Genomic DNA, 251 nt, shown 5'->3' on the forward strand with positions numbered 1-251 from the left:
CCCAGCAGTGCCGACACTTCGGTACCGGCCAGGGTGTAGCGGTAGATGTTGTCGACGAACAGCAGGACGTCCTTACCCTTGCCGTTTTCGTCCTTCTCGTCGCGGAAGTACTCGGCCATGGTCAGGCCGGTCAGGGCGACGCGCAGACGGTTGCCCGGCGGCTCGTTCATCTGGCCGTACACCATCGCCACCTTGTCGAGGACGTTGGAGTCCTTCATTTCGTGGTAGAAGTCGTTGCCCTCACGGGTACG

The 251-nt window shown here is 61.8% G+C and carries 1 pseudogene; it reads right to left on the reverse strand.

The features are described 5' to 3' along the window. A pseudogene (locus tag AN392_RS18550) lies at positions 1-251 on the reverse strand (F0F1 ATP synthase subunit beta); the annotation flags it as partial.

Source organism: Pseudoalteromonas sp. P1-16-1b, from assembly GCF_001401785.1.
In the GTDB taxonomy this organism is placed as follows: domain Bacteria; phylum Pseudomonadota; class Gammaproteobacteria; order Enterobacterales; family Alteromonadaceae; genus Pseudoalteromonas; species Pseudoalteromonas undina.